Origin of the sequence: Rhodococcus sp. IEGM 1354 (genome assembly GCF_030056855.1) — a bacterium.
Taxonomy (GTDB): domain Bacteria; phylum Actinomycetota; class Actinomycetes; order Mycobacteriales; family Mycobacteriaceae; genus Rhodococcoides.
In genome coordinates, this window is sequence record NZ_JASHKT010000005.1 from 111,619 (window position 1) to 136,192 (window position 24,574).

24 protein-coding genes are annotated in these 24,574 nt (G+C 65.8%); 11 read left to right on the plus strand and 13 right to left on the minus strand.

What is annotated here, in order from left to right; genetic code table 11:
- Positions 1 to 20 precede the first annotated feature (20 nt).
- Both npt and QM588_RS12645 read right to left on the minus strand, forming a co-directional pair.
- Positions 21 to 686, minus strand: a complete 666-nt coding sequence (gene npt / locus QM588_RS12640) for a 4'-phosphopantetheinyl transferase Npt (protein ID WP_027496757.1) — start codon at positions 684 to 686, stop codon at positions 21 to 23.
- The gene (locus tag QM588_RS12645) at positions 683 to 1,606 is read right to left on the minus strand and encodes a metallophosphoesterase family protein (RefSeq protein WP_283313737.1); all 924 of its coding nucleotides are present in this window, start codon (positions 1,604 to 1,606) and stop codon (positions 683 to 685) included. The genes npt and QM588_RS12645 overlap by 4 nt, the downstream gene beginning before the upstream one ends.
- A 232-nt stretch (positions 1,607 to 1,838) precedes the next feature.
- On the opposite strand from QM588_RS12645, the gene QM588_RS12650 reads away from it, so the two are divergent.
- The 4 genes from QM588_RS12650 to QM588_RS12665 are packed head-to-tail and all read left to right on the plus strand — an operon-like array spanning position 1,839 to position 4,932.
- Positions 1,839 to 2,237, plus strand: a complete 399-nt coding sequence (locus QM588_RS12650) for a TOBE domain-containing protein (RefSeq protein WP_032370818.1) — start codon at positions 1,839 to 1,841, stop codon at positions 2,235 to 2,237.
- A gap of 12 nt (positions 2,238 to 2,249) precedes the next feature.
- The gene (gene modA / locus QM588_RS12655; RefSeq protein ID WP_283313741.1) at positions 2,250 to 3,035 is read left to right on the plus strand and encodes a molybdate ABC transporter substrate-binding protein; all 786 of its coding nucleotides are present in this window, start codon (positions 2,250 to 2,252) and stop codon (positions 3,033 to 3,035) included.
- Positions 3,032 to 3,841: an ABC transporter permease gene (locus tag QM588_RS12660; RefSeq protein WP_283313744.1), complete on the plus strand. Its 810-nt coding sequence runs from the start codon at positions 3,032 to 3,034 to the stop codon at positions 3,839 to 3,841. The genes modA and QM588_RS12660 overlap by 4 nt, the downstream gene beginning before the upstream one ends.
- Positions 3,838 to 4,932, plus strand: coding sequence for a sulfate/molybdate ABC transporter ATP-binding protein (locus QM588_RS12665; protein ID WP_283313746.1), 1,095 nt, complete (start codon positions 3,838 to 3,840; stop codon positions 4,930 to 4,932). Before QM588_RS12660 ends, QM588_RS12665 begins: the two co-directional genes overlap by 4 nt.
- 15 nt (positions 4,933 to 4,947) lie before the next feature.
- Here QM588_RS12665 and QM588_RS12670 read toward each other — a convergent pair whose 3' ends face one another.
- The 8 genes from QM588_RS12670 to rimP all read right to left on the minus strand — a co-directional run bounded on the left by QM588_RS12670 (position 4,948) and on the right by rimP (position 13,364).
- Positions 4,948 to 6,276 carry an MATE family efflux transporter gene (locus tag QM588_RS12670; protein WP_283313749.1) on the minus strand — a complete coding sequence of 443 codons (1,329 nt, stop codon included), beginning with the start codon at positions 6,274 to 6,276 and terminating at the stop codon, positions 4,948 to 4,950.
- Positions 6,273 to 7,271, minus strand: coding sequence for a DHH family phosphoesterase (locus tag QM588_RS12675; RefSeq protein ID WP_283313750.1), 999 nt, complete (start codon positions 7,269 to 7,271; stop codon positions 6,273 to 6,275). Before QM588_RS12675 ends, QM588_RS12670 begins: the two co-directional genes overlap by 4 nt.
- A 1-nt stretch (position 7,272) precedes the next feature.
- On the minus strand, positions 7,273 to 7,761 hold the full coding sequence (gene rbfA, locus QM588_RS12680) for a 30S ribosome-binding factor RbfA (RefSeq protein ID WP_283314136.1): 489 nt from the start codon (positions 7,759 to 7,761) through the stop codon (positions 7,273 to 7,275).
- A gap of 100 nt (positions 7,762 to 7,861) precedes the next feature.
- Positions 7,862 to 8,152 carry a DUF503 domain-containing protein gene (locus tag QM588_RS12685; protein ID WP_283313753.1) on the minus strand — a complete coding sequence of 97 codons (291 nt, stop codon included), beginning with the start codon at positions 8,150 to 8,152 and terminating at the stop codon, positions 7,862 to 7,864.
- A gap of 157 nt (positions 8,153 to 8,309) precedes the next feature.
- The gene (gene infB / locus QM588_RS12690) at positions 8,310 to 11,258 is read right to left on the minus strand and encodes a translation initiation factor IF-2 (protein ID WP_283313755.1); all 2,949 of its coding nucleotides are present in this window, start codon (positions 11,256 to 11,258) and stop codon (positions 8,310 to 8,312) included.
- A gap of 97 nt (positions 11,259 to 11,355) precedes the next feature.
- A complete protein-coding gene (locus tag QM588_RS12695; RefSeq protein ID WP_283313758.1) occupies positions 11,356 to 11,688 on the minus strand; it encodes a YlxR family protein in 333 nt (110 codons plus the stop codon).
- A 96-nt stretch (positions 11,689 to 11,784) separates the two neighbouring features.
- Positions 11,785 to 12,792: a transcription termination factor NusA gene (nusA, locus tag QM588_RS12700; protein WP_283313760.1), complete on the minus strand. Its 1,008-nt coding sequence runs from the start codon at positions 12,790 to 12,792 to the stop codon at positions 11,785 to 11,787.
- On the minus strand, positions 12,789 to 13,364 hold the full coding sequence (rimP, locus tag QM588_RS12705) for a ribosome maturation factor RimP (protein ID WP_283313763.1): 576 nt from the start codon (positions 13,362 to 13,364) through the stop codon (positions 12,789 to 12,791). The genes nusA and rimP overlap by 4 nt, the downstream gene beginning before the upstream one ends.
- A 185-nt stretch (positions 13,365 to 13,549) precedes the next feature.
- Here rimP and QM588_RS12710 point away from each other — a divergent pair, with 185 nt between their 5' ends.
- Positions 13,550 to 14,059 (plus strand): hypothetical protein, encoded by a 510-nt coding sequence (locus tag QM588_RS12710; RefSeq protein ID WP_283313765.1) that lies wholly within the window; start codon positions 13,550 to 13,552, stop codon positions 14,057 to 14,059.
- Positions 14,056 to 14,496 (plus strand): ferritin-like domain-containing protein, encoded by a 441-nt coding sequence (locus QM588_RS12715; protein WP_027496742.1) that lies wholly within the window; start codon positions 14,056 to 14,058, stop codon positions 14,494 to 14,496. Before QM588_RS12710 ends, QM588_RS12715 begins: the two co-directional genes overlap by 4 nt.
- Here the strand turns inward: QM588_RS12715 and QM588_RS12720 are convergent.
- The gene (locus tag QM588_RS12720; protein WP_283313767.1) at positions 14,459 to 15,916 is read right to left on the minus strand and encodes an MFS transporter; all 1,458 of its coding nucleotides are present in this window, start codon (positions 15,914 to 15,916) and stop codon (positions 14,459 to 14,461) included. The two genes, QM588_RS12715 and QM588_RS12720, sit on opposite strands and share 38 nt — an antisense overlap.
- A gap of 83 nt (positions 15,917 to 15,999) precedes the next feature.
- Between QM588_RS12720 and QM588_RS12725 the strand changes: the two genes are divergently transcribed.
- Positions 16,000 to 16,614: a TetR/AcrR family transcriptional regulator gene (locus QM588_RS12725; RefSeq protein WP_283313769.1), complete on the plus strand. Its 615-nt coding sequence runs from the start codon at positions 16,000 to 16,002 to the stop codon at positions 16,612 to 16,614.
- Positions 16,615 to 16,617: 3 nt separating this feature from the next.
- On the opposite strand, the gene QM588_RS12730 is transcribed toward QM588_RS12725, so the two are convergent.
- Positions 16,618 to 18,345, minus strand: coding sequence for an acyl-CoA dehydrogenase family protein (locus QM588_RS12730; RefSeq protein WP_283313771.1), 1,728 nt, complete (start codon positions 18,343 to 18,345; stop codon positions 16,618 to 16,620).
- Positions 18,346 to 18,437: 92 nt separating this feature from the next.
- Complete coding sequence (locus QM588_RS12735; RefSeq protein WP_283313772.1) at positions 18,438 to 20,189, minus strand: proline--tRNA ligase; 1,752 nt, start codon at positions 20,187 to 20,189, stop codon at positions 18,438 to 18,440.
- 70 nt (positions 20,190 to 20,259) lie between these two features.
- Here QM588_RS12735 and yaaA point away from each other — a divergent pair, with 70 nt between their 5' ends.
- The 4 genes from yaaA (at position 20,260) to mgtE (ending at position 24,566) form a co-directional block, all read left to right on the plus strand.
- On the plus strand, positions 20,260 to 21,003 hold the full coding sequence (gene yaaA / locus QM588_RS12740) for a peroxide stress protein YaaA (protein WP_283313774.1): 744 nt from the start codon (positions 20,260 to 20,262) through the stop codon (positions 21,001 to 21,003).
- Entirely contained in the window at positions 21,000 to 22,211 is a 1,212-nt protein-coding gene (locus tag QM588_RS12745) for a DUF2786 domain-containing protein (protein ID WP_283313775.1), read from the plus strand. Before yaaA ends, QM588_RS12745 begins: the two co-directional genes overlap by 4 nt.
- A gap of 64 nt (positions 22,212 to 22,275) precedes the next feature.
- Positions 22,276 to 23,175, plus strand: a complete 900-nt coding sequence (locus QM588_RS12750; protein WP_283313776.1) for a nuclear transport factor 2 family protein — start codon at positions 22,276 to 22,278, stop codon at positions 23,173 to 23,175.
- Between the two features lie 44 nt (positions 23,176 to 23,219).
- A complete protein-coding gene (gene mgtE, locus QM588_RS12755) occupies positions 23,220 to 24,566 on the plus strand; it encodes a magnesium transporter (RefSeq protein ID WP_052061550.1) in 1,347 nt (448 codons plus the stop codon).
- Positions 24,567 to 24,574 lie beyond the last annotated feature (8 nt).

The window sequence follows — 24,574 nt, forward strand, 5'->3', positions numbered from 1 at the left end:
CAGGCGCGACGAGCCGGTCGTCACATCACCGAGATCGCCGTCATCACCAAACCGTCGGACACCATCCATCGACCGTCGAAAGCCGTCAGCGGAGGTCCGGACACGGTGTCGCCGGGGACCAGCAGTTCGGATCGAAACGTTCCCGAGATGTCGTCACCGGTGCCGGTGCGCTCGAACGTGATGTGCGCGTCCTCGAACCCCAGCCAGCGACCGGTCAGCGGCTCCCAGGCCTTGTACGTCGCTTCTTTGGCGCAGAACAACACTCGATCCCAGTGGACGTCTTCTCGGCCTGCGGTCGAGAGCCACTCGCGCTCGGCTTCGAGGCTGACCGCGTCGAGCACACCGTCGGGAAGAGGTCCGTGTGGCTCGGCGTCGATTCCCACCGAGCGAACCTGCATGGCGTAGCCCAGAACGGCACCGCGGTAGCCGTCGCAATGCGTCAACGACCCCACCACCCCCTTCGGCCACTGCGGTGCGCCGGAGGTGCCGCGCATGATCGGCGCGGGCTCCACACCGAGCTTCTGCATCGCCACACGCGCGCAGTGTCGAGCCGAGGTGAACTCACGCTTGCGCTTGTCCACCGCCTTGGCGACCAACGGCGCTTCGAGTGGGTGCGGCATCAAACCCGGTGGATCGGTGAACAATTCGGCCGAGACAACACCATTGGGGAGAATCGATTCGATCACTGGCCTGCCCTCATCTTCTCGACCTCTGCCTCCATCTCGGGCGTCACGGTGAAGTGCCCGCCCCACTTGTTCAACGTGCCCGGCGGATACTCGGGAACCGGAAGAATTTGGCGCAGAACGTTGTTCGGCAGTCCACGGCGCTGCCATTCGCGCGGGTAACCCACCGAGACCTCCTCGAAGCGGACGCCGTCGTAGTAGGTGGTCCGCGGGATGTGCAGGTGACCGTACACCGAGCAGATCGCGTTGTACCTGGTGTGCCAGTCCGCCGTCAGCGTCGACCCGCACCACAGGGCGAACTCCGGGTAGAACAACACCTCGGTCGGCTGACGCACCATCGGAAAGTGGTTGACGAGCACGGTGGGAACCGTGGTGTCCAGCGCGTCGAGGCGCTCGCGGGTGGCGTCGATGCGGGCATGACACCAGGCATCGCGCGTCGCATACGGCTGAGAGGACAGCAGGAACTCGTCGGTGGCGACGACGTTCTTCTCGCGCGCGATCGCCAGCCCGTGCTCCTTGTCCCGCGCTCCCTGCGGGAGGAACGTGTAGTCGTAGAGCAGGAACATCGGCACTATCGTCGCGGGTCCACCTTCGCCTTCCCAGAGCAGGTAGGGGTCCTCGGGTGTGACGACGTCGATCTCGCGGCACAGATTGACCAGGTACTCGTACCGAGCCGCTCCGTGGATCTGAACGGGGTCCTTCACCGTCGTCCACAACTCGTGATTGCCCGGAACCCAGATCACTTTCGCGAAGCGACTGCGCAGCAGCTCGAGCGCCCATTTGATGTCGTCGGTCTTCTCCGAGACGTCTCCGGCGACGATCAGCCAATCCTCGGGTGACTCGGGATGGATGTCCTCGGTGACAGGTCGATTGCCTCGATGTCCGACATGAATGTCGCTCACTGCCCATAACTTGGCTGCCACTGATGATCCCTTCCGATGCACTCGGCCGCCGACGTCGAATCGCCACAACCGCCCGAGAACGTACCAACCTCCAATACTCCCCGGAGATTCCGCAGCGGTGCACGCGGGGTGAACCGCTGCGGTTCGTCGGACGGCTCCGAAAGAAGGATCCACGCAGCAACAACCGTAGATTCGGGTATATGGTGCCATCCATGACGCTTTTGCGGATAGCTGCAGGAAACGGCATCGTGCGATGACGGCACCGCCGATACGGGTACGCGACGCCGCCGCACTGCTCGGAGTCAGCGACGACACCGTCCGCCGGTGGATGGACAGCGGGACCCTGCCCTCCCACGACGACGAGACGGGTCGCAAGGTCGTCGACGCGCGCGCTCTCGCGCAGTACGCCCGCGAGCACGCCGCTCCCCCGCCCGAGGTGGCATCGGGCGGTAGCTCGGCCCGGAACCGACTCGTGGGGCTGGTCACCGAGGTGGTCTCCGACGCGGTCATGAGCGAGGTCCGCATGCAGTGTGGGCCGTTCACCATCGTGTCCCTGATGAGTACCCGATCGGTCCAGGAATTGGGGCTCGAACCGGGCTCCATCACCGTCGCGGTCGTCAAGGCCACGACCGTCATTGTCGAAACTCCCTAGGACCGAAGGACGATGCCAGTGAAGAACATTCGAGCGGTTCACGGTGCTCTGGTCGCGGTCGCCCTGATGCTTGCAGGGTGCGCGGCCGACCCCGCTGACGAGGAAGCTCCGCAGGACGGGGGTTCGAGCACGCTGACCGTGTTCGCGGCGGCATCTCTGCGCTCGACGTTCACCGCCCTCGGCACCCGCTTCGAGCAGGAACATCCCGGCACCACTGTCGATTTCAGTTTTGCGGGCTCCTCCGATCTGGCCGCACAACTGGTCAACGGTGCACCTGCCGACGTGTTCGCCTCTGCCGACACCAAGAACATGAGCACGATCGTCGATGCCGGCCTGGTCGCCGGCGACCCCGTCGATTTCGCCTCCAACACCCTCACCATCGTCACTGCCCCGGATAACCCGAAGGCCGTCCGGTCGTTCGCCGATCTGTCGAATCCCGATGTGCTGACGGTGATCTGCGCGCCGCAGGTGCCGTGCGGCGCGGCCACGGCAGCCGTCGAGAACACCACCGGAACCGACATCCCGGCCGTCAGCGAGGAGTCGTCCGTCACCGACGTTCTGGGCAAGGTCACCTCCGGTCAGGCCGACGCCGGACTGGTGTACGTCACCGATGCAACGGGGGCCGCAGACGCCGTCACCGCCGTGCCTTTCCCGGAATCGAGCGGGGCGGTCAACATCTATCCGATCGCACCGTTGAGCGGATCCGACAACGTGGACACGGCCCGCGCCTTCACCGACTTCGTCGCCGGACCGGTCGGCCGTGAAGTGCTGACGCAGGCCGGTTTCGCGGCACCGTGACCGGGCGCGCCGCGGGCACAGGCCCGACCGTCGGTGTGCCCGGGTGGGTATTCGTCCCTGCCGCTGCCGGAGCGCTTCTCGTCGTCGCGCCGTTGGCCGCGATGTTCACCCGGATCGACTGGACGAACTTCTTCGGGCTCATCACGTCCGAGTCCGCAGTAGCCGCACTGCTGTTGAGTCTGAAGACGGCCTCGGCGAGCACGGTGCTGTGCGTGCTCCTGGGTGTGCCGATGGCGACGGTCCTCGCCCGCAGTTCGTTTCGCGGTCTGTCGACACTGCGTTCCCTCGTCGTCCTCCCACTGGTGCTCCCCCCGGTGGTCGGCGGCATCGCCTTGCTCTACACGTTCGGTCGCCAAGGGTTACTGGGCGAACATCTCGATGCCTTCGGAATCCGGATCGCGTTCACCTCGACGGCCGTGGTGCTCGCCCAGGCCTTCGTGTCGTTGCCCTTCCTGGTGGTCAGCGTCGAGGGCGCGCTGCGCACTGCCGGGGACCGATACGACGTGGTGGCCGCAACCTTGGGCGCAGCCCCCACGACGGTCCTGCGCCGCGTCACCCTCCCCTTGATCCTGCCCGGGCTGACGTCCGGAATCGTTCTCGCGTTCGCGCGCGCACTGGGCGAGTTCGGCGCGACGCTGACGTTCGCCGGTTCTCTCGAGGGAGTGACCAGAACCCTGCCCCTCGAAATCTATCTGCAACGCGAGTCCGACCCCGACGCAGCGATAGCCCTGTCGCTCGTCCTCGTCGTCGTCGCGGCAGTGGTGGTTCTGGCCGCTCGCGGTACTCGAACGACGGGAACACCATGAGTTCGCTACACCTGCGCGCCACGGTCGCGGCCCGCGGCGTCGATCTCGAGCTGGATGTCGCCGAGGGTGAAACAACGGCGATCCTGGGACCGAACGGCGCAGGTAAATCCACACTGCTGCAGCTCGTCGCGGGCCTGGTGCCACCCGACGACGGCATCGTCCGCCTGGGCGAGGACGTCCTGACCGACACGGCCGCAAGGACGGCCGTTCCGGTGGCCGCCCGCGGCATCGCGACTCTGGCACAGGAGACACTGCTGTTTCCTCACATGACCGCACGGACGAACGTCGCATTCGCACCACGTAGTTCCGGCGCCGACCGGAGGACGGCCAGGGCAGTGGCCGATCGATGGCTCGACGCAGTCGGAGCCTCTCACCTGGCCGAGCGCCGCCCGGCACAGCTGTCCGGGGGCCAAGCTCAGCGGGTTGCCATCGCCCGCGCACTCGCCGCCGATCCCCGACTCCTCCTGCTCGACGAGCCGCTCGCCGCGCTCGACGTCGACACGGCTCCAGCCATCCGGAGACTGCTGCGCACCGTGCTCCGAGAGAACGGTCGTACGGCACTGATCGTCACCCACGATCTGCTCGACGTCGTCGCACTCGCGGACACCGTCGCCGTCGTCGACGGTGGACGCGTCGTCGAACGCGGGTCGGTCGCCGACGTTCTCACCGCCCCGCGAAGCGAGTTCGGTGCTCGCATGGCCGGGGTCAATCTGATCTCGGGCCACGCATTCACCGTCGGCGACACCACCGCGATGCGCACAGCGTGGGAGACGGTCGTGCACGGCTCGGGGCAACACGGTTCCGGAACGCCGGTGGTCGCTGTCTTCTCCCCCGCAGCCGTCTCGGTACACCTCACCGCACCACACGCGAGCCCGCGCAACGTCTTCGAAGTAGTCATCGAGGAGATGGAAGTGCAGGGCTCGGGCATCCGCGTCCGCGCTCGTCCGCACCCCGACGGCACACCGGGCATCGCAGCGGACATCACCGCCGCCGCGGTATCGGACCTCGGCCTCGAACCGGGCCGACGAGTGTTCTTCGTCGTCAAGAGCCGCGAGGTGGTGCTGCATCCGGCCCTGGCGTCGCAGCGATGATGCCCGCGAACGCGATCAGTCTCGCAGTTGCCGATCGCTACCGGTCACGAGCCATTTACCCGACAACACTCGACCGGCGACCGCGACCATGCGCAGGCAGACGAAGACACCCAGACCCAGCCAGATGCCCACGACACCCCAGTCGAACACCAGGGCCGACCAGATGAACGGCAGGAACCCGACGACCGCACACGCCATCGTGGCGTTACGCAGGAACGCCGCATCGCCGCTGCCCAACAGCACCCCGTCCAACGCGAACACCACACCGGCGACCGGAATGATCGCCACGAAGATCCACCAGATCGCCTGCATCTGATCGATGACCGAGACGTCGGTAGTGAACAATCCCGGGACCACCGGCTGTCCGACGGCGAACGCCGCGGCCAGGATCACCGCGAAGACCGTCGACCACGCCGTCAATCGGCGAGCGAGCGCACGCGCATCCTCGGTCCTGCCCGCACCCAGGGCCGCTCCCACGAGTGTCTGCGCAGCGATCGCCAACGAGTCCAGCATCAACGACACCAGGTTCCACAGATGCAGCACCACCTGATTTGCCGCCACCGACGCGGCACCGAATCTCGACGCGACCGCTGCGGCAGACAGGAAGCACGCCTGGAACGCGAGACTGCGCACGATCAGATCGCGGCCGAGCACCAGCTGCGCCCGCATGACCGACCAGCGCGGGCGCAACGGCGCACCCGACCGCCCGAGGGCACCGACGAACAGAGCGCCTGCGACACCTTGGCCGATGACGTTCGCAACGGCCGAGCCCACCAATTCGAGCCGGGGAAATCCGAGCAGGCCGTGGACGAGAAGTGGACACAACACCGCCGACACGCCGAAACCGAGCACGACGAACCGCAATGGTGTCGTCGTGTTCTGTACGCCGCGCATCCAGCCGTTTCCGGCCAGCGATATCAGAATGAACGGCACCCCCACCAGCGCTACGCGCAGCCACAGCAGTGCCTCCGCGGCAATGTCGCCGCCACCGGCCAGTAGCGACACGACGGGGGCGGCGAACAACTGGACCACGAGGACGATCGCAAGACCGATCGCCACCGCCAGCCACATCGCCTGCACCCCTTCCCCGACGGCGTCGCGCTCACGACCGGCACCGTGCATGCGCGCCGCACGCGCAGTGGTTCCGTAGGACAGGAAGGTCAGCTGCGTGCTGACCTGAGCGAGGACGAGCCCCCCGATCGCCAGGCCGGCCAGAGCCAACGCGCCGAGCCGGCCGACGACCGCCGCGTCGAACAGCAGGTAGAGGGGTTCGGCGGCCAGAACTCCGAGCGACGGAAGCGACAGCCCGAGAATTCTGCGAGCCGTGACAGGGGTGGAACTCACGACGCCGACAAGGCCTCACGGAGCGCATCGATCACGTCGGGAAGCTCACCGGTCGCGGTGTAGCCCGCGGCGTTGTGATGCCCACCGCCGCCGAGCCCGGTCGCCACTGCAGATACGTCCACCTGCGTCTTGGATCTGAGCGACACCACCCAGACCGACCCGAAATCCTGCTGCTTCAACACCGCTGCCACCTCCGCCTCGGAAGTGGTCCGCACGATGTCGATGACACTCTCGATCTCCTCCGACCTAAGACCGGCCGAATCCTCGCTCCGGATGGCGGCGTACACGAGCCCCCGTCCGCCCGCCGCGTCGGGCAGCAGCTCGGCCGAACCCAGTACCGCCCCGAGCATCGGCAACCAGTCGAAGGGGTGCGTATCGAGGAGGCGACGGGCGATACGTGCACCGTCGATGCCGGTCGCGAGCAATCTCTCGGCGAGCAGATGCGAACCCGGCCGCACCCACCGGAACGACCCGGTATCGGTGACCAGACCTGCGAACAGCAGATGCGCCAGGTCCGCATCGATGTCGACACCCCACCGATCCAGCAGGCGGACGATCACGGCCGTGGTGGACTCGGCGGACGCGTGCACGACGTTCAGCGTTCCGAACCGCGTGTTACTTCGGTGATGGTCGATGACCAGGGACTCCGATGCGGAGTCGAGTCGCTCGCCGAGCGAACCGAGTCGACCTCGGCTTCCGGCGTCCACTGTGACCACCAGATCGACCGATTCGGCCACCTTCTCCGGCTCCACCAGCAGATGCCGGTTCGGTAGCTCTTCCATCGATTGCGGCAGAAACGCGGGCGCGGCGAACGCCACCTGCACCTGCGCGCCGCGACGTTCGAGTACCGAACCGATTGCCAATCCGCTGCCGATCGTGTCGGCATCCGGCTGGACATGGCAGAGCACGGTCACCGAGGAAGCGCGCTCGAGCATCTCGATCGCACGCGCCAGATCCTCGTCCAGCTCGAACTCCGAACCAGAACCATCGGACATCTCAGTCGGCTTCGGCTGGCTCGACGGCCTCTGCTTCGCCGCGATCCGCGGGTGACTCCTCGCGGGGAGCCTTGTACGGGTCCGGGTCTCCGGCAGGCTTCGCGTTCGCCCGCGCGCGAGCCAGCTCCTCGTCGGCTGCGCGAGCGCGTTCGAGCAGCTCTTCCATGTGCCGGGCGGTGTCGGGGACGGTATCCGTCACGAACGTCAGCGTCGGAGTGAACCGCACACCGGTACCGGCTCCGACCTTCGAGCGGAGAACACCCTTGGCCTTCTCCAGACCCGCCGCAGCTCCCTGCAGATCGGGCGGGGTGTCGAGATCCTCGCCCATCACCGTGTAGTACACCGTGGCGTCGTGCAGGTCGGCCGTCACCTTCGTGTCGGTGATGGTCACGAACGCCAACCGTGGATCTTTGATCTCGTGGTCGATCGCCGTCGCAACGATAGCGGCGATTCGCTTGGACAACTTACGAGCCCTGGCCTGATCCACCACGACAATCACACTCCTCTTTCATGGCCGGACGTCACTGCAGTGCGACGTCTCGGCGATTACGCTCCAACATTCGCCGAACACGTTCGACGAACTCCCCGATCTAATCCTCGGGGCCGAAAATTCTTCGGCGTACTGCCAACAGTTCCAGATCCTGACGCTCGGCGACGTGCCGCTCGCACTCGTCGAGCTTGTCGTGCAACAGGTCGACGTTCGTGCCCGCCGCCGCCACGCCCAACATCGAACGCCGAATACGTTCTCGCTCACCGGTTTCGGCGGCAGATACTCCCAGACTCTGCAGATCGCCGAGAACCGGTTCCACCATCGACCGTTTCTCGGCGAGCGAACGCACGTCCCCCAACAACACGTCCAACTCCAAAGCACCCAGATACACGCTGACGTCGCCCCTTCGATCAGCTCCGACGACAAAGCCGGTGGCGGTACATATGTCGTACCACCACCGGCTCGTCCCCGGAGTGCAGTGTCACTCCCCTGGCTTCACCACCGAGCCGACGCGACCGGGAACGGAGCTGTTCAGCTCCGGACCTGTTCTAGTCGCGCGGCTTTTCACGGAGCTCGTACGCCTCGATGACATCGCCCACCTTGATGTCGGAGTACGTCACCGTCAAACCACACTCGTATCCCTCACGAACCTCGACTGCGTCGTCCTTCTCGCGGCGAAGCGAGGAGATCGTCACGGTCTCGGCCACGACCGCATTGTCACGGAGCAGACGCGCCTTGGCGTTGCGACGGATCGTACCGGAGGTGACGAGGCAACCGGCGATGTTTCCGACCTTCGAGGAACGGAACAGCGCGCGGATCTCGGCCTGGCCCAGTGCGACCTCTTCGTAGATCGGCTTGAGCATGCCCTTGAGGGCCTTCTCGATCTCGTCGATGGCCTGGTAGATCACCGAGTAGTACCGAATGTCGACGCCCTCGCGGTTGGCGAGTTCGGTTGCCTTGCCCTCGGCCCGCACGTTGAAGCCGATGATGATCGCGTTGGATGCCGACGCCAGGTTGACGTTGGTTTCCGTGACGCCACCGACACCGCGGTCGATGACACGCAACTCGACTTCGTCGTCGATCTGGATACCGAGCAAGGCCTCTTCGAGCGCCTCGACGGTTCCCGAGTTGTCACCCTTGAGGATCAGGTTGAGCTGCGAAGTCTCCTTCAGAGCTGCATCGAGATCGTCGAGGCTGATGCGCTTGCGACTCTTGGCCGCCAGAGCATTGCGCTTACGGGCATTACGGCGATCGGCGATCTGACGGGCGATCCGGTCCTCGTCGACGACCAGGAGGTTGTCGCCTGCACCGGGCACCGACGTGAAGCCGATGACCTGAACGGGCCGGGACGGCATCGCTTCGGTGACGTCCTCGCCGTGCTCGTCGACCATGCGACGCACGCGGCCGTAGGCATCGCCGGCGACGATCGAGTCACCGACGCGCAGCGTTCCGCGGGCGATGAGCACGGTGGCCACCGGACCGCGACCGCGGTCGAGGTGTGCCTCGATGGCGACACCCTGGGCATCCATGTCCGGGTTGGCACGCAGATCGAGTGACGCATCGGCCGTCAGCAACACCGCTTCGAGGAGAGCATCGATGTTGGTGCCCTGCTTGGCGGAGATGTCGACGAACATCGTCTCGCCGCCGTATTCCTCGGCGACCAGACCGTATTCGGTCAGCTGCTGCCGGATCTTGTCCGGGTTCGCGCCTTCCTTGTCGATCTTGTTGACCGCAACCACGATCGGCACGTCGGCCGCCTGGGCATGGTTGATGGCTTCGACCGTCTGCGGCATGACACCGTCGTCGGCCGCGACCACGAGGATCGCAAGGTCGGTGGCCTTGGCACCACGAGCACGCATGGCCGTGAAGGCCTCGTGACCGGGGGTGTCGATGAAGGTCACCAGACGCTCGTTGCCTTCGAGCTCGGTCAACACCTGGTACGCACCGATGTGCTGCGTGATGCCGCCGGCCTCGCCTTCGCGCACCGTGGTGTTACGAATCGAGTCGAGCAGTCGAGTCTTACCGTGATCGACGTGGCCCATGACGGTGACCACCGGGGGACGCTGCTCGAGATCTTCCTCGCCGCCGGCATCTTCGCCGTAGGTGAGGTCGAACGAATCGAGCAGTTCGCGATCCTCGTCCTCGGGACTGACGACCTGCACGACGTAGTTCATCTCGCCGCCGAGAAGCTCCAGCGTCTCGTCGTTGACCGACTGCGTCGCGGTGACCATCTCACCGAGGTTGAACAGTGCCTGCACCAGTGCAGCGGGGTTGGCGTCGATCTTGTCTGCGAAGTCCGACAGCGATGCTCCACGAGCGAGACGGATGGTCTCGCCGTTGCCGCGGGGCAGCCTGACGCCGCCGACTGCGGGAGCCTGCATGCTCTCGTACTCGGCGCGTTTCGCCCGCTTCGACTTGCGACCACGGCGGACTGCTCCGCCGGGACGACCGAACGCACCTGCTGCTGCGCCACGCTGACCGGGACGACCGCCGCCGCCGGGACGGCCACGGAAGCCACCTGCGGGAGCGCCGCCTGCCGGTGCACCACCGGGAGCGCCGGGAGCGCCACCGCCGCGGTATCCGCCGCCACCGCCGCCGCCCGGACGTCCACCCGGTGCGCCGCCGGGGCGACCGGGACGACCTGCTGCGGGGCCGGGACGTGCCGAACGAGTCGGCATCGCACCCGGATTGGGGCGAGGAGGCATGGAGCCCGGGCTGGGCCGAGGGCCGGCCTGACCCGGCGCGGGACGAGGGCCGCCCTGTCCGGGAGCCGGACGAGCGCCGCCTGCCGGTGCGGCCGGGCGGGCTCCACCCTGTCCGGGAGCCGGTCGTCCGCCGCCGGGGCGCGGAGCACCGGCACCGGGAGCGGGCCGCGGAGCCGGTCGTTCCACAGGAGCCGAGGAGTATGGGTTGTTCCCGACGCGCGGGGCCTTCGGGCCGGGCTTGGGGCCGGGTCCAGCGGGCTTGGGGGCGGCCGGAGCCGACGCGGCTGCGTCGGCCGACGCGGCCGGTGCCTGTTCGACCGGAGCAGCGGGTGCTGCCGGACGAGGGGTGGGCGCAGCCGGTGCCGGTGTGGGCGCAGCGGCCGGTGCCGACGGGGCAGCGGGAGCTACCTCTGCGGGGGCCTGGGCTGCGGGGGCTTGCGCTGCGGGCGCCTGTGCTGCGGGTGCCTCTGCAGCGGGGGTCTCGGGCTCGGCCGGGCGGTTGGCCGGCTTGGGGCCGGGACGAGGTCCACCCGGCTTCGCTGTGCCGGGTTTTGCGGCATTATCCGACGCACGATCGGCCGCTGCGCGACCGTTGGGTGCTGCTGGACCGGACGCCGACGCGTCCGCGTTCGCGGACGGGAAGGATTCACGAAGTCGACGAGCCACGGGGGCTTCGACTGTGGATGATGCGGACTTGACGAACTCGCCTTGCTCCTTGAGCCGTGCGAGTAGTTCCTTACTGGTGACACCGAGTTCTTTTGCCAACTCGTGCACGCGGGCCTTGCCTGCCACTGCTCTCCTCACTGAGAGGCCGAGCGAGGCTTGGTGCCCGCACGACCTCGGGTTATCTCCGATGGACGTTCATCGTTGGTGCTTCACGGTGTGCTCATCAGTGCTGTTGCCTGTTCTTGTCGACGGGTGTTGCTCTTGTCGTGTTCTCGCCGTACAGACGTTCGTGCTCGTCGAGCACGTCCGATACTGCGGACGATTCCACATTTCCCGATATCCGAAACGCGCGACCGAAGACTCGGCGACGTTCCGCATTGTGCAGGCATTCTCGGTTGTAGTGCAACCAAGCACCACGACCGGACATCGAATGCCGGATGTCGGGGACGAGAGCGAATTCGTACGAACCAGCTTCTCGAACCACGATCCTCAACAGATCGGCGGCCGGCACTCGCTCCCTGCACCCGACACATGTACGAATCGGCCGGCTTGTCACAACCGGATTCTCGCGTTCACGTCTCCGAGCGGAGAGGTCGTTACCGAACCATCGACCACTCTACCGCTGTATTGCCTCGATCTCCGCATTCCGGCCCTAGGCGCTGGTCGTCTCGGGTGCCGCCGCATCACTGCGGATGTCGATACGCCAACCGGTCAATCGAGCGGCAAGTCGAGCGTTCTGCCCTTCCTTGCCGATCGCCAGCGACAACTGGTACTCCGGGACCACCACGCGCGCTGCACGAGCGGCCGCGTCCACCACGGTCACAGACACAACCTTCGACGGCGACAGTGCATTCCCGACGAACGTTGCCGGATCCTCGTCGAAGTCGATGATGTCGATCTTCTCGCCGGCCAGTTCGCTCATGACATTCCGCACGCGCTGCCCCATCGGCCCGATACATGCACCCTTGGCGTTCAGGCCCGAGACCGTCGACGCGACCGCGATCTTCGAGCGGTGCCCCGATTCGCGCGCTACCGCCACGATGTCGACCGAACCGTCGGCGATCTCGGGCACCTCGAGCGCGAACAACTTGCGCACCAGATTGGGGTGTGTGCGCGAGAGCGTGATCTGCGGGCCGCGGTTACCCCGCGCGACTCCGACGACGTAGCACTTGATGCGCTCACCGTGCTCGTACGTCTCCCCCGGAACCTGCTCGGCCGGCGGAAGCAGGCCGTCGGCCCCGTTCGCCTCGCTGCCGATCCGGACGATGACGGTGCCCTTGGCGTTGGCGCGCGTATCGCGCTGAATGACGCCGTTGACGATTTCACCCTCGTGGGTCGAGTACTCCCCGAAGGAGCGCTCGTGCTCCGCATCGCGCAAACGCTGCAGAATCACCTGACGAGCGGTGGTGGCAGCGATCCGGCCGAAGCCTTCCGGAGTGTCGTCCCACTCGGAGATCAGATTGCCATCGGCGTCGAACTCCTTGGCCATCACCCGGACGGAACCGGTCTTGCGATCGACGTCGATTCGCGCGTTGGACTGGTGCCCCTCGGTGTGCCGGTAAGCGGTCAACAGCGCGGTCTGGATCGTCGAGATCACCATCTCGATCGGAACGCCCTTGTCCGCCTCGATGGCGCGCAGAGCTGCAATATCGATATTCACTTGTCCGACCCTTCTTCCGGTGCTTCCACATTCACGATTTCGTCGGTGTTCGCGGGTGACGGCCTACCGCCCACCACGCCGCCCGCCAGATCCATCTCTTCTGCGGTCGGCCGCGAAAATTCTACCTGCACAACAGCTTTCACAACATCGGCCAGCGCGACCGATCGCGTCGAGAGAACTCCCTTGTCCTTGATCACGAGGGCAACCGAGTCACCGTCGAGAAGTCCGACGCGGCCGTCGATCTTGCCCTCGGCCAGTTCGATCCGCACCTTGCGACCACGCGCGCGACGCCAATGCCGTGGCTGTGTCAACGGACGGTCGATTCCGGGAGTGGTGACCTCGAGGGTGTACGGCGCTTCGCCGAAATCTGTCACGCCGTCGAACACATCGGAGATCACTCGGCTCAATTCCGGTAACGCGTCGAGGTCGACGCCATCTTCACGGTCGACCATGATGCGCACGGCACTGTGCTTGCCGGCGGCGACCACGTTCACGTCCTCGAGGTCATAGCCCCGATCTCGAACCAGGTCGCCGAGCAGTTCGACAACCCTTTCCTGGGACGGAACAGGCATGTCGCGAACTCCTCGTGTGTAGTTGTCGGCAGTGCGGCACAGGTGCGCCGGACCGCGTTTGGTGAACCAACAGACTACCGCTCCGCAGGCGGTGCTCGCGACCACGCACGGCCGAGGCGACACATGGGCATGGCGCGTGTCGCCTCGAAGGCCCGACACGGTCGAGGGTCTGGCACGATATCGGGGTGCCCACGCCGACCGCCCCTCTCTCGTTGAACAGACGTGGGCTGTTCCGGCTCGCCGGTGCCGCCGTACTCACTGCGGCCACGGCGTCGACCGTCACGGCCTGCGGCGCGGAAGAAATTTCCGGACCCGCACTCGATTCCCTGACGGCACAGTTGCGCTCCGCTCGCTCCGACGCCGCGGCTGCGTCTTCGGCGGCAGCGGTCGCCCCCGATTACGCAGGAGCTCTCGGCGTGGTCGCGGCCCAGCGGACCGAACATGCGGATGCACTCGAGACCGAGATCGCCCGGGCCACCGGGGCGACCACCGACACCTCGTCGGCAACTGCCACGACGACCACCAGCGCGGCCCAGTCCGCGCCGCCACCCGATCTCGTCACGGTGCGCGATGCGCTGACCGCCTCGGCACGCAGTGCGGCGACCGCAGCCCGCGACGAAAGCGGTTATCGCGCGGGCCTTCTCGGGTCGATCAGTGCCTCGTGCACGGTGTTCGCTCAGGTGGTACTCGCATGAGCGATCTCGGTCCCGAACAACAGGGGCTCGTCGATGCACTCGTCGCCGAGTACGCAGCCGTCTTCGCGTACGGCATCGTCGCGGCGTTCTCCAACCCGACCCGAGCAGACATGGTGGCCGCGTGCACCGCAGCACACCGAGCGCGTCGAGACTCGACCATCGACGCACTCCGAGCGGCCAGCGTCACAGCGCCCCTGCCCGATCCGGCATACGCGTCGCCGTTTCCGGTGACCGATGCGATCTCGGCTGTGCAGCTCGCTGTTCAGGCAGAGATCGACACGAGTGTGGCGTGGCGTTCGGCCGTCGAGCGCAGTCGATCCGGCGGCACGCGCGAGATGGGCGTCCAGGCACTGACCGAGGCCGCGATCAGACTGGCAACATGGCAGCAGATCCTCGGCGTCACACCGTCGTCGACGGCCTTCCCCGGTCAGCCGTGACCACGTCGTCCGCCCGACCGGCGGAACGACCCGGCATGAACAGTGCCGCAACCAATCCGATCGCCACTGCCCCTGCGCCTACGAGCAGGGCGGGTGCCAGCGCGTCGGTGTATCCGGTGGGGGTCAGCGATCCTCCGTTTCCGATGAACACCGCCGTCAGGACGGCGATTCCGAGCGCAATTCCCACTTCCCGCACAGTGGAGTTCGCACTGCTCGCCGTGGCGTGATCGTCGTCGTCCATGTCTCGCAACACTGCGGTCGCCGAGGGCGCGAAAGTCAGACCCATGCCGACTCCGGCCATCAGCAGCGCGGGAACCATCGACAGGTAGGCGGTGTCGGGTCCGAGGATCAGTGCCATCCACACCAGCGACAGCGACTGCAAAGCGAGTCCGCACACCAGCAAGCCGCGCAAGCCGACTCGCTCGGCCAGTAGACCCGCAATGGGTGCGACCACCATAGGTGCGGCGGTCCAGGGCAATGTGCGAAGGCCCGCCTCGAACGGGCTGTAGTTCATCACTATCTGCAGGTACTGAGCAAGCAGGAACACGGCACCGAACATGCCGAGCGAGAACGTGATTCCGATGATGTTCGCCAGCGTGAAACTGCGTGACCGGAAGAGCGTCAGCGGCAGGACCGAGAACGGGGTTCGCCGTGCTCGGGAGACGAACGCGAGGAGAAGCACCGCAGAGCCGACGAAGCTCGCGAGCACGGTGGTCGATGCCCATCCGTCGTCGTTGCCGTGGACCACCGCCCACACCAGCAAGAACACCCCGCCGCCCGCGAGGATCACACCCAGCAGATCGAGAGGTTGCCTGCGTCCCGTCGACTCGGTCAGGGCGATGTACGCCAGCGGTACCGCGACGAGCGCCACCGGGACGTTGATCCAGAAGATCGCCTGCCAGGAAATACCGTCGACGACCGCACCACCGACGACAGGCCCGAGCGCCACACCGAGGCCCGAGACACCGCCCCAGATTCCGATTGCCATGGCGCGCTTGGCAACCGGGACGACAGCTGCGAGCAGAGCCAGCGACAACGGCATGATCGCGGCGGCACCGAGGCCCTGTATCGCCCGCGCCGCGATGAGCATTGCCGGACTCGTGGCGAGCGCGCTGGCCACGGAGGCCGCGGTGAATATCGCTATCCCGCCGAGGAACACCGCGCGTCTGCCCCATCGGTCGCCCAAGGTCGCTGCGGTGAGCATGAACGTCGCGAAGCTCAGCGTGTAGGCGTTGAGGAACCACTGCAGCTGTCCGACCGACGCATTCAGATCCTGCTGGACCACCGGCAGCGCGCTGGTCATCACGAGATTGTCGAGGGTCGCCATGAACATGGGCAGGGATGCGGCGACGATTCCCAGCCACACGGGAATCGACCGAGCAGCGGGGTGCACTGCAGGCGGAGAGGCTGTAGTGGTCATGGCGAACGTCCCGTCTCGAGTTTGTAAGCATCGAATGATTACTTATGATGCGACCGTAAGTTATCAACTGATAACCTGTCAACATGTCCGACACTCCTACGCCCAAGCCCCGAGCAACCCGAATGGACGCGGCCGACCGTCGAGAACTCGTCCTCGATGCCGCGACACGAGCGTTCGCACGCGGGGGCTTTGCCGGGACGAGCACCGATGCGGTGGCCAAGGAAGCGGGCGTCTCGCAGCCGTACGTGGTCCGCATGTTCGGAACCAAAGTCGAATTGTTTCGGCTGGTCTTCCAACGCTCCATCGACGGCATCATGACGGCATTCGACGCTGTGCTGACTTCGGGGCCTCTGGACCCGTCGGACGACGAGACCTGGGCCGACCTGGGCAGTGCCTACGCCGAACTGGTGGCCGACCGCGACCTTTTGATGGTCATGATGCACGGGTTCGGTGCAGGGTCGGTACCCGAGATCGGCCGCCAGGCACGAGAAGGAATGGGCGCGATCTACAACCAGATCCGCAGCGGAACCGGGTGTTCGGAAGATCAGGCTCGGCAGTTCATCGCGCACGGAATGCTGCTCAACGTCTTGTTGTCGATGCAAGCACCGGAGCATCCGGAGGACAGCGATGGGCTGCACGAGATGACGATGTGCGCGTTCGGAACCAAGCTCGTCCCAGCCGATTCCGGACAGCTGTGAAGCCTAGGGACGCATCTCGTACCGACCGTCGTACGTGACGACGTCGTTCCAGACCGTCTCGAATCTTGTTGCGTCCACCACCGGCTTGCGTACGGCGTCCAGCGCCCATTTCTGCTGCGCATCGGTCGACGACGGCTTTCCGTACAGCGCGACGGCGTAGCCGGAGAAGTCCCTGATCTGGAAGTCGAAGATCTGGTCCAGCATGTCGGTGGAGATCTCGTCGGCCTGTTCGAGGATCAGGTGGCCGTAGACGACGAGGGAGAACAGATGTCCCACCACGAGCAGGAAGTCGAGGTCCTGTTGCTGCGACTCGTCGGGGGCGCACTCGGCGAGGAACGACGCGAACGCCTGTGCCTGCTCGTAGAAACGACCCACGTTGGGAACACCGGAATGCTTGCGATACACCGGGTTCCAATCGTGGAACCGAACCGAACTCGCGCCGCGAGCGGGGCCCTGGGCGAAGAAGAACCCGTCGTCGACGGCGTCGGTGAACCTGGTCACCTCCGCCTGATCGGTGGGCGAGAACATGTATGCCGGCATGAACTTGAGCATCAGGGCGACGTTGACATGCACCGTTCCCTCGAGTTTCGGCAGTGTTCCGATCAGTTGCGCGGCTTCACGGAAGTAGGTGTCCTTCTCGTACCCCTTGGCGGCGATGACGTCGTGTAGCAAGCGAACCACCGTCTCGCCCTCGGATGTCACCTTGGCCTTGGTCATGGGGTTGAACAACAGGTAGCGGCGGTCGCCGGGACCCGCAGCGCGGAAGTAGTCCAGCGCACGCGCGCTGAACAGCTTCATGGCGGTCAGCCGCGAGTAGGCATCGACGAATGCACTGCGCACATGGGGGAATTGGGTGACACGATTGCCGTACAGAATCCGATTGTTGGCGTGTGTGATCGCCTCGTAGAACGCGTGCTCGCAAATGCCGATCGAGCCGGTGCAGAGGTTGAACTTTCCGACGTTGACGGTGTTCAGTGCAGCCGAGAACGCGTCGGGTCCGGTATGCAGAATGTCCTCGCGGCGAACGGGATACTTCTCGAGCGAGAACGTACTGACGTACATCTGGCCGTGAACGACGCTCTCACGCAACCGATACGCGGGATGCGAGCTGTCGGCGACGAAGAAGACGTACGACTCCGGCCCGTCGATGTCGGTGCGCCTACCGAACACCGACACCATGCCCGCCACGTTGCCGTTACCGATGTAGTACTTCTCCCCCGATGCCGTGAATTCGACGGTGTCGGCTCCGTCGACGGAGGGCGTCAACAGCATGTCGGTGGAGTAGACGTCGGCACCGTGTGCCCGCTCGGACAATCCGAATGCCATGACGCCGCCGCGGTCGAGTTCTCGCGCGGCCCTGCGCTTGGCGTCGTCGTTGTCGCTCATCCAGATCGGGCCGAGGCCGAGCACGGTGACCTGCCAGGTGTACCAGTAGGCCAGGCCGTAGAACCCGAGAATTTCGCTCAGAGCAGCGTTGCGGGCAGCGTCCCAACGTGCGTTGGGCAACCCGTTCGCATACTCGCCCGGCGTCGAGAACGTGGCGAACAGTTTCTGGGCTGCAACGAACTCGAGGAAGTCGGCGGGCCAGATTCCCTCGAGATCGTCGGCGAGCAGCCTGGCCTTACCGCGATCCTCGAACCAATCGATCAGTGCGCGGAGCTGACGACGGGATTCCTCGTCCAGCTCGGCGGGATCGAAAGTTGTCGGATCGAACAGCGCAAACTGAGCCACGGTGTGACCTCTCCTAGTCGTGTGAACCGAAGCTACCAGCGAGTAGACCGGCGCGTGGGGAGATCGAGCGTGGAGAGATCGGGGTCGGACTGTTACGCGGTGGTGCGCACCGCGGCGACGATCTCGTCGACCGCGGAATCGATGTCGAGTTCACGGCTCTCACCCGAGAATCGGTCCCGGATTTCGACCTTGCCATCGGCCCAACCGCGGCCGAGAACGACGACGAGCGGAACACCGATCAGTTCGGAGTCTTTGAACTTCACACCGGGCGAGGCCTTGCGGTCGTCGAAGAGCACCTCGATGCCCTGCGAGTCGAGTTGCGTCGCAATGGATTCCGCACCGGCTCGCGCGGCCTCGTCCTTGTTCGCGATCACCAGATGTACGTCGGCAGGTGCTACCTCCGACGGCCACCGAAGGCCCTTGTCGTCGTGCATCTGCTCGGCGATGACGGCGACCAGACGGGAGACACCGACGCCGTAGGAACCCTGTACGAGTCGAACGGGCTTGCCGGTCTCGCCGAGTACGTCGACCGAGAATGCATCGGTGTACTTGTAGCCCAACTGGAAGATGTGCCCGATCTCGATTCCGCGAGCACTGACCAGCGGCCCCTGTCCGTCGGGTGACATGTCGCCGTCACGCACCTCGGCGGCCTCGATGGTGCCGTCGGGAACGAAGTCGCGACCGGCCACGAGGTTCACCACGTGCTTGCCCTGCACATCGGCACCGGTGATCCACGATGTTCCGTTCACCACCCGGGGGTCGACGAGGTAGCGAACTCCGTTGGCCTGCAGCGCACGTGGCCCGATGTAGCCCTTGATCAGAAACGGATGAGCAGCAAAGTCCGCGTCGGTCAGCAAGGCGAATTCGGCAGGCTCGAGCGATGCTTCGAGGCGCTTCTCGTCCACCTCACGGTCACCGGGCAGGCCGATGGCCAGCAGCTCCCACTCGCCACCGGCGGACCGCACCTTGAGCAGGATGTTCTTGAGCGTGTCGGCACCGGTGACGGTACGGCCCAGATCTGCGCCGTTCGCCCACTCGACCAGCGTCGCGATGGTGGGAGTGTTGCCCGTCTCGTAGTCGACCGCGGCAGGCTGCCCCTCGATGGCGATGGGGTCGGGTGCCGGGGTCGTGACGGCCTCGACGTTGGCCGCGTATCCCGATTCGATGCACCGAACGTAGGTGTCCTCGCCGATGTCGCTCTCGGCCAGGAATTCCTCGGACGCACTTCCGCCCATCGCGCCGGACGTCGCGGCGACGATGACGTAGCTGACCCCGAGCCTGGCGAAGATGCGCTGGTAGGCGTCGCGGTGTGCGGCGTAGGACCTCTTCAGTCCGTCCTCGTCCATGTCGAAGGAGTAGGAATCCTTCATGACGAACTCGCGTCCGCGCAGAATGCCGGCGCGAGGACGCTCCTCGTCGCGATACTTGGTCTGAATTTGGTACAGCGTGACCGGCAGGTCCTTGTAGGAGTTGTATTCGGCCTTGACCGTCAGCGCGAACAACTCTTCGTGGGTCGGACCGAGCAGCATGTCGTTGCCCTTGCGGTCCTGCAACCGGAACAGTGCGTCCCCGTATTCGGTCCACCGTTTCGTCGTCTCGTACGGCTCACGCGGCAGCAGGGCGGGCAGCGAAATTTCCTGCGCCCCGATGGCGTTCATTTCCTCGCGGACGACGCGTTCGACCTGTCGCAGCACCCGGAGACCCAGCGGCAGCCACGAATAGACGCCCGGCGCGATACGACGAACGTAGCCGGCGCGAACCAACAGCTTGTGGCTGTCGACCTCGGCGTCGGCCGGGTCGTCGCGAAGGGTACGAAGGAACAGCTGCGAAAGACGGGTGATCACGGGTTGTCAGACTAGTCGGTGGTGCAGCGCCTGCGGGTAGGCGGCCGCGAAGTGAGTAGCCTTGACCCCCGTGCTGATTCTGCTGCCTCCCTCCGAGACGAAGTCCGACGGCGGTTCCGGGGCACCTCTCGATCTGGACCGGTTGTCGTTGCCGTCCCTGCTTCCGCTCCGACGAACGCTTGCCGACGCCCTGGTTCGGCTCTCCGATGACCTGGACGCGTCCATCACCGCTCTCGGTCTCGGTCCGACCCAGGTGGACGAGATCGAACGCAACGCTCGTTTGTTCACCTCGCCCACCACTCCGGCCCTGCGCCGGTACACCGGAGTGCTCTACGACGCTCTGGGGGCGTCTACCTTCACCCGTGCCGGACGTGCCCGTGCCGATGCCAGGTTGTGGATCGGGTCGGCACTGTTCGGGGCCGTCCGCGCGTCCGACCCGATTCCGGCCTACCGGCTCTCGGGCGGATCGACGATTCCCGACTTCGGCACACTGCGATCACATTGGAAGCCGGAACTGTCCGACGCGATCCTCGCCGAGGACGAGGGCATCGTCGTCGACCTCCGGTCCGGCACCTATCAACAGCTCGGGCCCATCCCCGGTGCGATCACGGCAACGGTGCTCACCGAGAAGCCCGACGGCAGCCGATCGGTGGTGAGCCACTTCAACAAACATCACAAGGGGTTGCTCGCCCGCGCGCTGACCCTGACCACGGCCGAGCCCAAAGATGTGAAAGCTGTTGCGCGCGTAGCGTCGAAGGCGGGTCTTCGAGTCGAAGTGGCGTCGGACACCGAACTGATCGTGCTCACCGAATGAGCGCCGTTCCGGAACTACTGCGACAAGGAGCCGACGCATCGGTCGGCAAGAACAAGAGTCAACGCATCGCCGACGACATCGCCGACCGACTGGTCTCGATGCAGGCGAACGAACTCGGCACGCTGGCACTGACCAACATGATCGGCACCCTGTACGAGAACGGTTGGCAGCCACTGGATCTGATGCATGTGGTCCGGCGTCAGCACACAGTGGCAGTGACGAATCTCGCGGCTGCGGCCCTGCTGCACCATGCCGATCTCGTCGAAGCGGATTCCCGCGCCCCGCGCGATTGGGTCGATCAGATGTCGGCGATCTGCGAACAGTTCCCGACGGTGGCAGCCCGCGTCGACGCCACTCCAGACTTTCTCACGGCGTACCTCATGGCATCCGGCAAGTCCGACTACATCGCCGCCAGTGATCAGTGGCTCGATGTACTCACTCTGCTCGGCCAGTGGCAAACCCTCCCCCGTTGGCCGCAATTGGGTGCCAAGCCTTCGCAGTGGCCCCGCACACGCTCGTCGGTGCCGACGACCACCGGCGCGGATTCACCGAACAGCAAGATGCTGGCCAAGATTCGCGGTCTGCTGGCCAAGGCCGATGCCACCGATTTCGCGGAGGAAGCCGAAACGCTGACCGCCAAGGCGCAGGAGTTGATGACGCGATACTCGATCGACACGCTGCTGTTGGCCGAGGGTCATCTCGACGTTCGCGGTCGACGGGTGCACATCGACGGTCCGCACGCACCCGCCAAAGCCCAGCTCTTGCACGTCGCCGGTACCGCCAACCGGGTCAAGACGATCTGGGACGCGGAGTACGCCGTCGCGACCCTGGTGGGCGCGCCGGTGGACGTGGAACAGGCCGAGCTCGTCTTCACCTCGCTGCTGGTGCAGGCAACCCGAGCTCTCGGTCACTCCCCGGAAGCAAAGAAGCGAAAGAAGGCCGGCTCGGCGGCATTCGGCAAGGCGTTCCTCTACGCCTACGCCATCCGCATAGGAGATCGTCTCATCGATGCCGACGCGCATGCCCTCGACGAGGCGAGAGAGGAATCGGGCGACCTGCTGCCGATTCTCGCGGCACAGACCGTTGCCGTGGAAGCGGAGTTCGACCGCCTCTTTCCCACCGCCAAGCCGATGCGCGGCCCGCGCCTCGATGCCGAAGGATGGGACTCCGGACGAGCCGCGGCCGACCGAGCCGATCTGTCCCGCTAATACATCGCACGAGGTTCGTCGGCCGATTCGGGAACTGTTGTAGCTTCAAGTCAGTTGAGCAGACATGAACCGAACACACGCAGCTGCTCGACTCACCGTGCCCGTTCTGGTCGCGCTGGCCGCCATCACGGCGTGCGGTACGTCGCCGTCCACCCCGGAGCCGAAGGACGTCGCCGTAGCCGCGCAGTCGCCCGACGACCGCTCCGACAGCGTCACCGAATCACGCAACGAAGAAGCAGCGCTGACGCTCTTCGAATCTGCATTCACGGCCGAAGAACCCGCCGCCGCCGCGTCGGTCGTGGCGGAGAACGCCGTCGATCGACCTGGACCAGAGGTGGGGCCCGACGCGATCGTCGCCCGATTCGAGGCCACCCGGACACGGATTCCCGGTGCACGAGCCGTCGTCAAGCATGTCGCGGCCGATGGCAGATGGGTGGCAGTGCACTGGCAGGCCACCGCTGATCCGGCATCCGAGACCACCGGTGAAGCGAACATCGACCTCTTCGCCTTCGACGGCGGCAAGATCACCGAGCACTGGGCCATGACGCAATCCGTGCCGGCCACGTCGATGAGCGGCAACACCATGTTCAGTGACCTCTACCGCTACCCGACCGCGCCCACCGAGCCGACCGAGGACGAGGAAGAGCACCGACGCATGTCGGTGACGGCTACCTACGACGCGCTCTTCCGCGAACACGACGCGTCCGTGCTCGGGACCGACTTCGACCCGTCCTACCTGCAACACAATCCGATTGCGGGCAACGGCACCGCGGCACTGCAACAGTTCTTCGCCGGCGGCGCGCAGTTCCCTGCCTCGGAATCGGTCGTCTCGCTGGCCGACGGCGATCTGGTGTGGACGTTCGCGAAAGCGCCGGGCGCAGCAGAATCCGACCCCTTCGTCGCGGGAGACATCTTCCGGTTCGACGGCGCCATCGTCGAGCACTGGGACGTCGTTCCGGAGTAGCGACCTCTGTCGGTCGACGACCGCCGGCAAGGCAAAATGTACCGGTGCCCGAGACTCTCGACGACATCGTGACCAGGACATCGGAACTACTGGCCGAGCGCGACGTGGCCGCGTTGTCGACCCTGATGGCGGGTCTGTCCACGACGAACGCGGTCAGAATGCTCGAACGGGTCGACTCGGCGCAACGGGCGGTTCTGTTTCGGCTGTTGCCAAAGGACGACGCCGTGGTCGTGTTCGAGCGCTTCGACGCGACCATTCGCAGCGAGCTGTTCGAAAGTTTGCGTAGCGACGACGTCATCGCCCTGTTCGAGAACCTCGACCCCGACGACCGAGTGGAACTGCTCGACGAGCTGCCCTCCAACATCGCGCATCGCATGATGCTCGGCCTGTCGCCCGCCCAACGGGCGCTCACCGCACCGATGCTGGGCTACGACCGCGGTTCGGTAGGCCGTCGAATGAGTCCGGAGTACGTGCGCCTACGCAGCGACACGACGGCAGCCGAGGCTCTCGACGCGGTGCGACGGACCGGTCCCGACGCAGAATCGGTGTACCTGCTGCCCATCACCGACGACCGTCGCACGTTGCTCGGTGTGGTGACGCTCGCCGATCTCGCGACGGCGGAATCGACCACGCCGGTGGGAGAGCTCCATTCGTCGCATCCGGTGGTGCGGGCGGACTCGTCGGCGGAGGTCGCGGCACGTCTGTGCTTCGAGCATCGCAGTCCGGCGGTGGTGGTGGTCGATTCCGAACAGCGCCTGATCGGCATCCTCACCCTCGAGCAGTCGTCTCGCATTCTCGAGGAGGCCGAGGACGAGGACGCCGCCAGGGCGGGCGGTGCAGAACCGCTGCGTCGGCCGTACCTGTCGACGCCGGTCCTGTCCATCGTTCGTTCGCGCGTGGTTTGGCTGCTCGTGTTGGCGCTGTCGGCCATCCTCACCGTGCAGGTTCTCGAGATCTTCGAGCATGCACTGGCCGCGGTGGTGACCCTCGCGCTGTTCATTCCCCTGCTCACCGGCACGGGCGGAAACACCGGTTCGCAGGCCGCGACCACGGTGACCCGCGCGCTCGCCCTGGGTGACGTGCGCCCGCGCGACATCGCCGCTGTGTTGTTTCGCGAGGTCCGGGTCGGCGCGACGATGGGAGCGATGCTCGGGACGTTGGGGTTCGTCATCGCCGGACTCGTCTACGACTGGCACCTGGGCCTGGTCATCGGCACGACGCTGCTGTCTATCTGCACGCTCGCGGCGACGGTCGGCGGTGCGATGCCGCTGATCGCCAAGAAGATCGGCGTCGACCCCGCGGTGTTCTCGACGCCCTTCATCTCGACCTTCTGCGATGCGACCGGCCTGATCGTCTACTTCCTCATCGCCAAGGCCGTACTGGGAGTCTGATCGGCCCC

What these genes read in the sequence shown, in the direction of transcription:
- rimP (WP_283313763.1), bottom strand. Translation starts at nt 13,364, where the DNA reads ATGCCTGTTCCGTCCCAGGAAAGGGTTGTCGAACTGCTCGGCGACCTG.
- QM588_RS12665 (WP_283313746.1), top strand. Translation starts at nt 3,838, where the DNA reads ATGAGTTCGCTACACCTGCGCGCCACGGTCGCGGCCCGCGGCGTCGAT.
- QM588_RS12745 (WP_283313775.1), top strand. Translation starts at nt 21,000, where the DNA reads ATGAGCGCCGTTCCGGAACTACTGCGACAAGGAGCCGACGCATCGGTC.
- QM588_RS12725 (WP_283313769.1), top strand. Translation starts at nt 16,000, where the DNA reads ATGTCCGACACTCCTACGCCCAAGCCCCGAGCAACCCGAATGGACGCG.
- QM588_RS12675 (WP_283313750.1), bottom strand. Translation starts at nt 7,271, where the DNA reads ATGTCCGATGGTTCTGGTTCGGAGTTCGAGCTGGACGAGGATCTGGCG.
- QM588_RS12715 (WP_027496742.1), top strand. Translation starts at nt 14,056, where the DNA reads ATGAGCGATCTCGGTCCCGAACAACAGGGGCTCGTCGATGCACTCGTC.
- modA (WP_283313741.1), top strand. Translation starts at nt 2,250, where the DNA reads ATGCCAGTGAAGAACATTCGAGCGGTTCACGGTGCTCTGGTCGCGGTC.
- QM588_RS12720 (WP_283313767.1), bottom strand. Translation starts at nt 15,916, where the DNA reads ATGACCACTACAGCCTCTCCGCCTGCAGTGCACCCCGCTGCTCGGTCG.
- QM588_RS12650 (WP_032370818.1), top strand. Translation starts at nt 1,839, where the DNA reads ATGACGGCACCGCCGATACGGGTACGCGACGCCGCCGCACTGCTCGGA.
- QM588_RS12750 (WP_283313776.1), top strand. Translation starts at nt 22,276, where the DNA reads ATGAACCGAACACACGCAGCTGCTCGACTCACCGTGCCCGTTCTGGTC.